We start from the raw sequence: 12,042 nt of genomic DNA, 5'->3' as shown, positions 1-12,042 counted from the left end.
CCACCCGGGGGGGCTGCCCCCGCGTGTAATCGGCCCCCGGGGGGCCGGCGGGGTTAACCATGTCCTGGAAAATGGGAAATTGTAAAAAAGGGGGGGGGGGGGGGGGGGGCCCCCCCCCCCCCCCCCCGCGCCCCGGCTGCTGCTCGAAAGGCGGCGTCAGGACTGCTTGCCCACGACGTTCCACTCGCCCGGTTCGGCCAGGGCGAGCACGTGGGCCAGGCCGGCGTCGTCGAACGCCGGCTTGAAGGTGTCGATGCCTTCGGAGAAGTGGGCCCAGCCCTGGATGTGGGCGGGCAGGACGGTCTTGGCGCCGAGCACCGCGGCGACGGCGGCGGCGCGTTCGGAGGTGAGCGTGAGGGGGCGGCCGTCGAACTTCGCGGCGACGCGGGCGGCGCCGGCGAAGAGGACGGCGACGTCAATGGGCCCCACCTTGTCGGCGATCTCGGCTGCCACGCGGACGGACGCGTTGTCGCCGCTGATGTACACCGTCGGCAGGTCGGTGCCGGACAGCACGAAGCCGATCACCTGGGAGTTGATGTAGCCGGTGTCGTCGCGGTCGCCGTCGGCGGGGCCGTGTTCGGCCGGAACGGCCTGCACGGTCAGGTCGCCGCCGCCGCCGCGGGGGATGGTGATGGCGTCCCAGGCTTCGAGGCCACGGGTGTTGGCGCCGAGCAGCTTCGCGGAGTTGGCGCCGGTCAGGACCGTTTTGGCGGCGAGGGCGTATTCCTTGCCCTTGACGTCCAGGTTGTCGGGGTGGGCGGCGTGGCTCACGAGCACGACGTCGACGTCGCCGAGCCCGGCCTCGTCGACGGCCGGGCCCTCGAGCTTGGTCAGGTAGGCGTGCGGGCCCGGCTCGTCGAACGTCGGGTCCACCACGAACCGCAGGCCCGCGATGTCGACGACGGTGGTCGGCCCCCCGATCACGCCGATCCCGAACTCCTGCCGCTGCGAACTGATGCGCTCACTCACGAGCATTCCCCTTGGTGGTCTGTTCCGCAGGCGCGCTCATGCCCGTCTGCTTATTCTTTGCGCCGCTTGAAGATTGCCCCGAACCGCGGGTACCGGCCACCGGTGAACGGGTCAGATCCCGTCGGATTCGGCTCAACGCCACGGCGGGCTTTCGCCCGTCCCGGGTGAAACCCGGCTACCAGGACAGTTCCTGGCACCGGCGCGCGCACTGCGGTCCTTCGACCTGCAACGTCGCGTGGTTGATTGAGTACCGGGCCGCCAGCAGGTCCTGTGCCTTGGTGAGCACGGTGGATTGCTCGGCCTCCTCGTTCATCGTGAGGTGCGCCGACGCGACCTCCATGCCCGAGGTGAGCGTCCAGACGTGGAGATCATGGACGTCGGACACGCCCGGCAGGGCCGCGAGCTCCGTGCTGATCGCGCCGACGTCGACGGTGTTCGGGGCGTGCTGGAAGAGGATGCGCAGCGCGCGGCGGGCCAGCGTCCACGTGCGGGGCAGCACGAACAGGCCGATGGCGACACCGATGATCGGGTCGGCGTAGCGCCAGCCCGTGGTCAGGGTGATCGCGCCGCTGATCAGCACACCGACGGAGCCGATCAGGTCGGCGAGCACCTCGAGGTAGGCGCCGCGGACGTTGAGGCTTTCGCGCGCGCCCGAGCGCAGCACGAAGAACGACACGATGTTGGCGACCAGGCCCGCGCCGGCGGCCAGCAGCACCGGCAGGCCGGCCACCTCGGGCGGGTCGGTGATGCGGCCGATGGCCTCCACCAGCACGTACCCGGCGACGCCGAACAGCAGCACCGCGTTGCCCAGCGCGGCCAGCACCTCGGCGCGGTACATGCCGAACGTGCGGCTGAGCGTCGGCCCGCTGCGGCGCGCCAGGACGATCGCGGTGAGCGCCATGCCGACGCCCAGGACGTCGGTGAACATGTGGGCGGCGTCGGAGATCAGGGCCAGCGAGCCCGTGGTGAAGCCCACCACGAACTCCAGCACCATGAAGCCCGCGCCGATGACGAGGGCGATCAGCAACGCGCGCAGGTAGCGGCCGGAAGCACTCGCCGGGGCGGCGGTGTGCCCATGGCCGTGTCCGTGGCCCATGCCGTCGCCTCCCCTCGTTTCCGCAGGTCACCGCAGGTGCAGAGCCTGTTTCGAGGCTCCTTTCGCAATATATAGTCGCATGCGCATATGTGCAATACAGGCAAGCCTAAGTTCACTGTAATCGGGCACACAGGCGGATACCCATCCCCCGGATGAGCACTCTCGCCTGGTGGGAAACCGGCGGTATCAGCGCACGAGACGGAAGAACCCGCGCACCTGCTCGACGAGCGACTCCGGCTCCTCCATCGCCGCGAAGTGACCGCCGTGCGGCAGCTCCTCGAACCAGCGCAGGTCGGTGAACCGCAACTCGGCCTCGCGGCGCGAGGGCCGCGTGATCTCCTTGGGGTACAACGAAATCCCGGACGGCGCGGTGATCTTGCCCCGGAACCCGGTGCCGAAGCTCTCCCAGTACAGCCGCGCCGACGACGTGGCCGAGGCCGTGAACCAGTACACGGAGATCGCGTCGAGGATCTGGCGGCGGGTCAGCGCGTCTTCCGGGTGGCCGTTGTTGTCGGTCCAGGCCCAGAACTTCTCGGCGATCCAGGCGGCCTGGCCGGCGGGCGAGTCGGTGAGGCCGTAGCCGAGCGTCTGCGGGCGCGTGGACTGCTGGCCGGAGTACCCGCGGCCGGTGCGGCCGAAGTCCTGCGCCGCGACGAGCGCGGCCTGCTCCTCGGGCGTCGGGTCGTCGAACTGCCCCAGCGGCGCGGCCGCCATGTTCACGTGGACGCCCGCCACCCGCTCCGGCGCGACCTCGCCGAGCGCGCCGGTCACGGCCGAGCCCCAGTCGCCGCCCTGCGCGCCGTAGCGCTCGTAGCCCAGCGAGACCATCAGGCTGTCCCAGGCCCGCGCCGTGCGCTCCACACCCCACCCGGCCTTCGCCGGCTTGTCGCTCCACCCGTACCCGGGCAACGACGGCGCGACCACGTGGAACGCGTCCGCCGGGTCTCCCCCGTGGGCGCGCGGATCGGTGAGCGGGCCCAGCACGTCGAGGAACTCGAGCACCGAGCCGGGCCACCCGTGCGTGATCACCAGCGGGAACGCGTCGGGCTCGGGCGAGCGGGCGTGCACGAAGTGGATGCCGAGCCCGTCGACGGTGTCGCGGAACTGCGGGAACGCGTTGAGCCGGTCGGCGAAGCCGAAGTCGTAGTCCTCGGCCCAGGTGCGGCACAGCTCCTGCGCGTAGGCCAGCGGCAGGCCCTGGGACCAGTCGGCCACCGTCTCGGCCTCGGGCCACCGCGTGCGCCGCAACCGTTCCCGCAGGTCCGCGATGTCGGCCTCGGTCACGTGGGCCTCGAACGGTTCCGCTGCCACCCCTGCTCCCTCCGTCGGCAAGATCAACGCTAGCAGTGTCGGCCCCGAAGGTGACCCCCTGCGGAACACCGGGCGAACCGGGGTGCGCTAAGCTGACGTGGTCGCGCAGCGATGCGCCCTTGTAGCTCAGGGGATAGAGCACTGCCCTCCGGAGGCAGGTGTCGCAGGTTCGAATCCTGCCAAGGGCACATTCTTCAGACACGAATCGGCGGTTCTCACTCGCGAGTGAGAACCGCCGATTTCATTTTCGCGGACCGGTCAGATGCCGCCGATCAGCTCTTCCGGGAAGGTGCCGACGAGGGTGTCGGTGAGGTTGCCGAGCGTGGAGAGGGCCTGGGACATGCCGGGGATCGGGTCCTGGTTGTCACCGAGGCCGGGGACGACGTTGCTGCTCTGCTGAAGCAGGGCGATGGCCGGGACGGCCGCTTGCACGACCGTGGCGTTGACCGCCCTCGCCGCGAGACTCGGGGTGGGGTTCGGCGGCGTGGGGACGGCGGCTGCCGCGCCGGGGGCGCTGTCGCGCACGGCGTTGCCGGCGCCGACGTACTTGTCCGCGAAGTCGAGCATGCGCGCGTTGCTGTCCGGCGCGCTCTTCTCCAGCTGCAGGTCGTGGGCGGTGTTCGGGACGACGTCGGCCAGCACTGTCGCGCCAGGACCGTAGAAGGGACGCTCGAAGTCGGCCAGGGCCTGGGAATCCGAGCAGCTCGGGCCCAGCAGCCCGCAGATGAACGGGTCGTGCTGGCCGACGACGGTGTAGACCGGGATGTTCAGCGTGCGGTCGACGTTCAGGACGTTGTAGCCGGCCAGGGTCGCCAGTTCGACCAGGTTGCCGGTTTCCTTGAGCTGCTCGTCCTTCGCGATCACGCCTTGGTCGGTCGAGGTCGCGTTGCCGAGGTAGAACCCGCGCCGGGTGTCCGGGTAGCTGGTGAGGTAGGCGGGATCGAGGCCCGCCGCGGAGAACTTCGGGTCGAGTGAGGACGGGTAGTCGTCGGCGATGATCTTGGTGACGACGTTGGTGTAGTTGAGCGAGTGGGCGATGCCGGTCGGCATGATGGCGTCGACGTCCTTGTACAGGCCCGCTTCGGTCATCGTGAGGATGCCGCCCAGGCTGTGCCCGACCTCGATCACCTTGCCGAACCGGGTGCCGAGCCGGCCGTCGCGCAGCGCGGTGATGACCTGGTGGACCGTGCTGACGTCGGCGTAGAAGGTGTCGAACGCGCTCAGCGGGTGGGTGGACTGGCCGTCGCCGAGGCGGTCGATGTTCATCGTCGCGTAGCCGCGCCGGTTGGCCGCCCGCACGTAGGAGTAGGTGTCCGGCTCGTAGGGCAGGTCCCAGTAGTACCGCGCGTAGGACCAGCCGTGAACGAGGATTTGCACCGTGGTGGCGCCGGGCGGGACGCACAGCGTGCCGGCGATGGTGGCCGGCTGGCCCGCCGCGGTCACCGGAACCGTGACGTTCTTGCAGTCTGTGGCGGGGTTTTCCGCGGCCGAGACAGGCACCACGGTGCTCGCGGTGGCCATGAGGAGAGCCGCCAGCACGGTCGCCACGCGCGATCGCCGTAGTGAATGGTTGTTCTTCAAGACCGTCATGGTTGACCTCATTGTCATCCTGAACCAAGGACAGTTCGGGCAGAAACCCATTGATGGAAGGGAGGGTGGCAGTGAGCGAGTGATACCGCTAGCTAGTGAACTGTGATTCACTAGCTAGCGGACAGTACCACGCTCGCGACGCGGCGCAATTCACGTGATCGGGTTGTTTCGCCCGGTGCGGCAGGGGTGATGCGCGCCCTGCGGCGGCCTGGGGCGCACACCTGCGAGGTACCATCGGAGCGTCGGCTGTGGAGGGAGGTACCGGTGAAAGAGGCGCAACGGCCTCGGCGCGACCCCGCGCGCAAAGCCCGGATCCTGACCGCGGCCGCGGAGCTGATCTCGCGCAACGGTTACCACACCGTGGGCATGGCCGAGATCGGCCAGGCCGCCGGGATCGTGGGATCCGGCATCTACCGGCACTTCGACAGCAAGTCGGCGATCCTCGCCGAGCTGCTGGAACAGGTCATGGACCAGCTGTCCACCGCCGCTTCGTCCATCGTGGACGAAGCGGGCGACGACCGGCGCGCGGTGAGCGAGCTCATCGGCAACCACGTGCGCATCGCCATCCACGACCGCCGGATCCTCCAGGTGTACCATCGCGAAGCGCGTAACCTGCCGGAGAACGACCTCCGCCGCCTGCGCCGCGCCCAGCGCCACTACATCGAGGAATGGGTCGGCGCGGTCGCGCCCCTGCGCACCGACCTGGCCGACGGCGAGATCCGCGTCCTGGTCCACGCGGCGATCGGCAGCATCCAGTCCATCTTGTTCTTCAACTCGGGCCTGCCGGTGCCGCAATTGGCGGCGCTGCTCGTCGGAGCGGCTCACGCTTGTCTCGGCCTCGACGCGGCTTCGCCCGCGGTCGTCGTCGAGGCCGGCGAGGAATGGCCGGACGAGCAAGGCGCGTGAGTCCGGTCGGCCCGCCCGTTTCGGGCGCCGGAAACCCTCAGTCCTCGGCCGGGCGTTTGCGTTCGCGGAAAGCGGTCAGGCCCTCGCGAAGGTCGGGGGATTCGAGGTAGGCCGCGAAGGTCTTGAACTCGAGGGCGAGCGCGTCGGCGGTGGGGAGATCGCGGGCTGCGTTGGCGACGCGTTTGACCTCCGCCAGGGCGAGGGCGCTGTGGGCGGTGAAGCGGCGGGCGAGGGCGAGGGCCGCGTCGAGCAGGTGGGGCGCCGGGACGACTTCCTCGATCAGGCCCCAGTCGCGGAAGCGTTCGGCCGGTTCGAGGTCACCGGTGAGCAGCGGGCGGCGGGCGGCATTCGGTGGGAGCTTGCGTTCGATCCGGACGGCGCCGCCACCGCCGGGGAGCATGCCGTAGCGGACGTGGCCGTCGCCGAGGAGGGCGCCCTCGGCCGCGACGACGACGTCGGCGGCGAGGACCAGCTCGAACCCGCCGGCGACCGCGTGGCCGTTGACGGCGGCGACGACCGGCCGGGGCGAGTTTTCCAAGCGGCTGAAGGCGTTTCCGGCCCGCCGCACGAAAGCGAGGATCGTCTCCCGGTCGCCGTCGAGCCGGCTGAGCACCTCGGGCAGGTCCGCGCCGACGCAGAACGCGCGCCCGCTGCCGGTGACCACGATCGCGCGGCACGAGGATTCGGTGTCGATGCGGTCGAGTGCGGTCTCGAAGTCGGCCAGCAGCTCGTCGGAGAGGGCGTTGAGCCGGTCCGGCCGGTCGAGCCGCACGATCGCGATCGAGTCGCGGAAGGACAGGTCGACCAGGGTCATCGCCACTCTCCACAAGGGACACAGCCGCGCGAACCCGCGCGAGCTTCGTGGTCGGACAAGGAATCAGCTCCCCCTCGACGTCGGGTCAGCTCTGGTAGTGGCCGGCGTGGCGGTGGCGGAGCTTGTACTTGAGGATCTTGCCGCCGACGGTCTCGGGCAGGGAGTCCTCGAACACGACCGCCTTCGGCGTCTCGTAACCGCCGAGCGCGGCGCGGCAGTGCGCGATGAGCGACGCTTCGTCGGCGTCCGCACCGGCGCGCAGCACGACAACGGCCGTGACCGCCTCACCCCAGTGTTCGTGCGGCAGGCCGATCACGGCGGCCTTCTCGACCGCCGGGTGCCGGTGCAGCACCGCTTCCACCCGCAGGCTGGACACGTTTTCGCCGCCGGACTTCACGATGTCCTTGAACCGGTCGACCATCACGCGCAGACCGTCCTCGTCCACCACGGCGCTATCGCCGGAGTGGAACCAGCCGCCGCGGAACGCTTCGCGCGTCGCGTCCTCGTTCAGGTAGTACCCGGCGGTGACGGTCGGGCTGCGGTACACCGCCTCACCGGGAACCTGCGGCTGGTCGCGCAGCGACGCGCCGGTCTCGTCGACGACGTCGGAGGCGAGCAGCGGGCTGGGCACACCGACGTAGTTCAACGCGGGCGCCGAGCGCTCGTAGACCTCCGGCCACTTCACCGGCCAGAACCGGTGGCACGCGACCGCCTCGGTCTGCCCGAAGATGCCGAGCACCACCAGCCCGGGCGCTTTCCGTTGCAGCGTCTCGTAAACGGCCGGCTCAAGCGCGCCCCAGCCGTAGACCAGCACGGTGAGGCTGGACAGGTCGCGCCCGGATTTCTCGGCCTCGGCGGTGAGCGCGGCGACGAACTGCGGCGAACCGGCCCACAGCGCGGTCGGCTGTTCCTGCGCGATGGCCACGGCGACCTGATCGGGCACCGGCCGGCGGCCGAGGACGAGCGACCCGCCGGCGAGGAACGCCGAGAAGGTGAACACCTGGTCCCCGACGTGGTAGATCATCGGCAGGTAGGTCATCACCTTCACCTCGGTCTCCACGCGGAGCCCGCGCGTCAGCGAGACGGAGAAGTTCAGCGCCGCGAGGTGGCTGGCCGAGTGCGAGATCATCGCGCCCTTCGGCATCGCCGTGGTACCCGAGGTGTAGAGCAGCTGCCAGATGTCGTCCCCGTGGATCTCGACGTCCGGCTCGGTCGCCGGCCGGCCCGCGAGGAACTCGGCGAACGTCGGGCTGCCCGCCACCGGGCCGCCACCGATGGTGATCGTCGCGGCGACCGGCAGGCCGGCGGCCTCGAACGCCGGCTGCGCACGCGGCCACAGCTCGGCGTCGACGATCGCCGCCGCCGGCTCGGCCTGGCCGATCAGGTACTCGAGAACGTCGGTGGCCAGTGCGGGGTTGATCGGCATGGCGACCATGCCGGCCTTCGCGATGCCGATCTTGGCCAGGTACGCCTCGACGGAGTTCTCGCAGAAGAGCGCGACCCGGGCGCCCGGTTCGAGGCCGCGCGCGGCCAGTGCGTGGGCGAGCTGGTTGGCGATCTCGTCGGCCTGGCGGTAGGTGACGGAGGCGAACCGTTCCTCGCCATACGCGCCCGGCCGTCCGGTGATCGCGACCTGGTCGGGGTAGCTCCACGTCAGGCGTTCGAACACGTCCCCGACGGATGTCCGTTCCCAGCGGTTGACCGCGCGGCGGCCTCGCAACGTCGTGACGTCGATCTTCCCGTTCAGGTCCACACCAGCCTCCTTGCCGCATGCCTGACGCCGCACAGCATCCAACTTGCCGCGCGCACTGGCAAGACCAAAGTCACTAGCCATTCACATCGTTACCCGATCAGTGCAGCTTGCCTGGAAGCTTCTAGTGAACAACGATGCACTCACCAAGGAAGTGACCAGGAGGTCGCCGGAATGCCGATTCCCGTGGGCGTCAACGTCGGACAGTTCTTCCGCGGAGTGCCGCCGCGGTGGGACGAGCGTGTCCGGGAGATCGAGGACCTCGGTTTCGACGGGATCTGGTTCGCCGAGGCCTACGGCTCGGACGTGTTCACCCCGCTCGCGTGGTGTGCCGCTCGCACGACCCGCGTGCGCCTCGGCACGGCCGTCGCGCAGATCCCGGCGCGCTCCCCCGCGGCCACGGCGATGGCGGCCGCGACCCTCGACCACCTTTCCGGCGGACGCGTGGTGCTCGGCCTCGGCGCCTCCGGCCCGCAGGTGTCGGAGGGCTGGCACGGTGTCGCCTTTCCGCGGCCGCTGGCGCGCACCCGGGAGTACGTCGACGTCGTCCGCCAGGTCCTGAGCCGCGAAGACCCGCTCGCCTACGACGGGGAGTTCCACCGGCTTCCCCTGCCGTCCGGCACGGGGCTCGGCAAGCCGCTGCGCTCGACACTGCACCACCTGCGGCCGGACCTGCCGATCCAGCTGTGCGCCGAAGGCCCGCGCAACGTCGCGCTCGCGGCCGAAATCGCCGACGGGTGGCACGCGATGTTCTTCTCCCCCTCGGCCGACGCGTTCTACCGCGCCGCGCTCGAAGCCGGCTTCTCCCGCCGGCCCGGCGGGCGCCCGGGGCACTTCGAGGTGATCGCCACGGTGCCGGTCGTGGTGGACGACGACGTCGAACGCGCGGCCGACCGCGTCCGTCCGGAACTCGCGTTGTACATGGGCGGCATGGGTGCGCGGGGCGCGAACTTCCACCACGACGTTTTCGCCCGTTCCGGCTACGCCGACGTCGCGGCGCGCGTGCAGGACCTTTACCTGCGCGGCGAGAAGAAGGCCGCCGCGGCCGCGATCCCGACGGCGCTCGTCGAGGAAGTCGCCCTCGTCGGGCCGGCCGGGAAGATCCGCGAGGACCTCGGCCGGTGGGAGTCCACAGTGGTCGATTCGCTCGCGGTGCAAGGACTGCCGGACGACCTCGCCGCCGTGGCCCGAGCCGTCCTCGGCTGACCGCCCCGGCGCCCCGCGTCGCGAACCGCGGCCCCGGCTCACGCGCTCGGCTCCGGTTCGACCGGCGGGACTCCGAGGCAGGCGTGCGCCGCGCCGCGGAGGAGGTCGGTGAGGCGGTCGGCGGGCAAGCCCGAGTGGTGGAACAGCACCGACTGCACGCAGCCGATCGCCGAGTGCACCAGGGCGCGCGCCTCGCCGTCCGTGAGGTGCGGGCGCAGCGGCAGCAGTGCGGCCGACCAGCCCTCCAGGTAGACCCGCTGGGCCCGGCGCAACCGGCGCAGGTCTTCGGCCGGGAGGTTGCGCGCCTCCCAGTGGTAGACCTGCATGATGCGCCGCTCCTCCACGGCGACGCGGACGTGGTGGCGCACCAGCTCGGTCACGGCGGTGCGCTCGTCCGGTGCCGTGGCCAGGATCTCGGCCGCCGCGGAGTCGAGCAGCTCCATCACGCGGTACAGGAGCGCGGTCAGGATCGCCGCCTTGCTCGGGAAGTGCCGGTAGACCCCGGTGCTCACGATGCCCGCCGCCGCGCCGATCTCGGCCAGGCCGACCGCGTGGTAGCCATGGCGCGAGATCAGCTCGGCCGAGACGGCCAGGATCCGGGCCTTGCGGTCCGGATCCCGTCGCGGTGTGCGCGTCTCGTCCACTGTGGACCTAACTCCGCAGCAGGTGTTCCGGGAGGTCCGCTAGGCGGCTGCGCAGGTACTCGCCGAGCCCCTTCGCCTGCGGGTCGGGCCGCGTCGCCGAGGCGACCCCCGCACCCAGGATGCCGACGATCACCAGGTTGACCGCGCGCAGGTTTGCGAGCTCGTACCGGCGGATCTCCAGATCGGCGGCCTCGGGGATCAGCTCCCGCACCCGCGCGACGGTGAGGTAGCCGCGCAGCCACGCGTACTCCTCGTCGGTGCGGGCCCACACCCCGATGTTGGCGTTGCCGCCCTTGTCCCCGGATCGGGCTCCGACGATCGTCCCGAGCGGCAGCCGTCGGGTGGGACCGGCCGGAAGCTCAGCGGGCGACGGTTCCGGGGACTCCGGGGCCGCCGCCGTGACCGGGCTGTGCGGAACGGTCCGCACGGTGCCGTCGGGCAGGGTCACGCGGTGCGCCACCTCGGCCGCAGGAATCAACGTCGGCCAGTAGACGCCGTACGCGCTCTCCGCGGACGGCGGCGTCGTCGTGTGGAAGCCGGGGTAACCGCCGAGCGCGAGTTCCATGGTGGTGTTGGAGAACGCCCGCCCGACCTTGCGCCGGTCGGGATCCTTCACCGTCACCCGCAGGTGTGCGGTGGCCTCGGCGTTGGTCGCGGCGTCGGGGTGGTCGAACCGCAGGAGCTGCACGTCGAACTCGGCGAACCGCTCGCGTCCGCCCAGCAGCTCGACCAGTTGCTGTTCGGCCCAGGCCGCCTTCTCCTCGATGCGCGTGCCGGTCAGCACGAGCGTCATCGAGTTGCGGAACCCGCCCTCGTAGTTGAGCGCCACCTTGAGCCGGTCGGTCGGCGCGCTGCCGCGCACACCCCGGATCCGCACGCGGTGCTCGCCGTCGGGCACGAGCTCGAGCGTGTCGAAGTGGGCCACCGCGTCCGGCCCGAGGTACGCCGGCTCGGCGATCTCGTACAGCAGCTGCGCGGTCACGGTGCCCACGGACACCAGCCCACCCGTGCCGGCGTGCTTGGTGATCACACTGGAGCCGTCCGCCTCGATCTCGGCGATGGGGAACCCCGGGTACCGGCGGTCGGTGACCTCCTCGAAGAACGCGTAGTTCCCGCCCGTGGCCTGGGGTCCGCATTCGATCACGTGACCGGCGGCCATCGCGCCGGCGATCTTGTCGTGGATGTCGGCGTCGTCGCGGGTCCAGCCGTGCCACCACGCCGCCGGGCCGACCACCACCGACGCGTCGGTGACCCGCCCGGTCACGACGAGGTCCGCATCCGCCCGCAGTGCCTCGGTGATCCCCCAGGCGCCCAGGTAGGCGTTCGCCGATACGGGGCGCACTCCGGCGTCGGCCAGTTTCCGGCCGGTGTCGAGGTGCGCGAAGGCGTGGCCGGCCGCTTGCAGCTCGTCGAGCCGGGGCACGAGGTCGTCGCCGTCGACGTAAGCGATGCGCGGGTGCAGGCCCAGCCGTTCGGCCAGCGCGCCGAGCTCCGAAGCGAGCCCGGCGGGGTTGAGGCCGCCGGCGTTCGACACGATCCGGACACCGCGGTCGAGGCAGGTGCCCAGCACGTGCTCGACCTGGGTGAGGAAGGTCTTCGCGTAGCCCGTCGCCGGGTCCTTCTGCTTGGCCTTCCACAGGATCAGCATGGTCAGCTCGGCGAGGTAGTCGCCGGTGAGCACGTCGATCGGCCCGCCCTCGACCATCTCGCGGGCGGCCTGCAGCCGGTCGCCGTAGAAGCCGGAGCAGTTGCCGAT

Annotated in this window: 10 protein-coding genes and 1 tRNA gene; 3 read left to right on the top strand and 8 right to left on the bottom strand. The window is 70.9% G+C overall.

Features of this window, described 5'->3' with window-relative positions; genetic code table 11:
- Positions 1–156 precede the first annotated feature (156 nt).
- From ACFY1H_RS39365 to ACFY1H_RS39355, 3 genes are all read right to left on the bottom strand, one after another.
- A complete protein-coding gene (locus ACFY1H_RS39365; RefSeq protein WP_386955154.1) occupies positions 157–969 on the bottom strand; it encodes an MBL fold metallo-hydrolase in 813 nt (270 codons plus the stop codon).
- 175 nt (positions 970–1,144) lie between these two features.
- A complete protein-coding gene (locus tag ACFY1H_RS39360) occupies positions 1,145–2,065 on the bottom strand; it encodes a cation diffusion facilitator family transporter (RefSeq protein ID WP_366587512.1) in 921 nt (306 codons plus the stop codon).
- A 186-nt stretch (positions 2,066–2,251) separates the two neighbouring features.
- The gene (locus tag ACFY1H_RS39355) at positions 2,252–3,376 is read right to left on the bottom strand and encodes an epoxide hydrolase family protein (RefSeq protein ID WP_386955150.1); all 1,125 of its coding nucleotides are present in this window, start codon (positions 3,374–3,376) and stop codon (positions 2,252–2,254) included.
- Between the two features lie 115 nt (positions 3,377–3,491).
- Here ACFY1H_RS39355 and ACFY1H_RS39350 point away from each other — a divergent pair.
- Positions 3,492–3,564 (top strand) — tRNA-Arg (locus tag ACFY1H_RS39350).
- 70 nt (positions 3,565–3,634) lie between these two features.
- Here ACFY1H_RS39350 and ACFY1H_RS39345 read toward each other — a convergent pair.
- Entirely contained in the window at positions 3,635–4,966 is a 1,332-nt protein-coding gene (locus tag ACFY1H_RS39345; RefSeq protein ID WP_386955147.1) for an alpha/beta hydrolase, read from the bottom strand.
- Positions 4,967–5,230: 264 nt separating this feature from the next.
- Between ACFY1H_RS39345 and ACFY1H_RS39340 the strand changes: the two genes are divergently transcribed.
- The gene (locus ACFY1H_RS39340) at positions 5,231–5,872 is read left to right on the top strand and encodes a TetR/AcrR family transcriptional regulator (RefSeq protein ID WP_366579374.1); all 642 of its coding nucleotides are present in this window, start codon (positions 5,231–5,233) and stop codon (positions 5,870–5,872) included.
- A gap of 37 nt (positions 5,873–5,909) precedes the next feature.
- Here the strand turns inward: ACFY1H_RS39340 and ACFY1H_RS39335 are convergent, their stop codons facing one another.
- Both ACFY1H_RS39335 and ACFY1H_RS39330 read right to left on the bottom strand, forming a co-directional pair.
- Positions 5,910–6,686 carry an enoyl-CoA hydratase/isomerase family protein gene (locus ACFY1H_RS39335; RefSeq protein ID WP_386955144.1) on the bottom strand — a complete coding sequence of 259 codons (777 nt, stop codon included), beginning with the start codon at positions 6,684–6,686 and terminating at the stop codon, positions 5,910–5,912.
- Between the two features lie 85 nt (positions 6,687–6,771).
- Positions 6,772–8,439: an AMP-binding protein gene (locus ACFY1H_RS39330; RefSeq protein ID WP_386955142.1), complete on the bottom strand. Its 1,668-nt coding sequence runs from the start codon at positions 8,437–8,439 to the stop codon at positions 6,772–6,774.
- A gap of 177 nt (positions 8,440–8,616) precedes the next feature.
- On the opposite strand from ACFY1H_RS39330, the gene ACFY1H_RS39325 reads away from it, so the two are divergent.
- Positions 8,617–9,642, top strand: coding sequence for an LLM class F420-dependent oxidoreductase (locus ACFY1H_RS39325; RefSeq protein ID WP_386955193.1), 1,026 nt, complete (start codon positions 8,617–8,619; stop codon positions 9,640–9,642).
- Positions 9,643–9,680: 38 nt separating this feature from the next.
- Here the strand turns inward: ACFY1H_RS39325 and ACFY1H_RS39320 are convergent, their stop codons facing one another.
- A complete protein-coding gene (locus ACFY1H_RS39320; protein WP_366579380.1) occupies positions 9,681–10,286 on the bottom strand; it encodes a TetR/AcrR family transcriptional regulator in 606 nt (201 codons plus the stop codon).
- Positions 10,287–10,293: 7 nt separating this feature from the next.
- Positions 10,294–11,991: an acyclic terpene utilization AtuA family protein gene (locus tag ACFY1H_RS39315; RefSeq protein WP_386955190.1), complete on the bottom strand. Its 1,698-nt coding sequence runs from the start codon at positions 11,989–11,991 to the stop codon at positions 10,294–10,296.
- Between the last annotated feature and the right edge of the window lie 51 nt (positions 11,992–12,042).

The sequence above is a fragment of the Amycolatopsis sp. NPDC001319 genome (assembly GCF_042896185.1).
Lineage (GTDB): Bacteria > Actinomycetota > Actinomycetes > Mycobacteriales > Pseudonocardiaceae > Amycolatopsis.
This window is presented reverse-complemented; position numbering and strand designations above follow the sequence as displayed.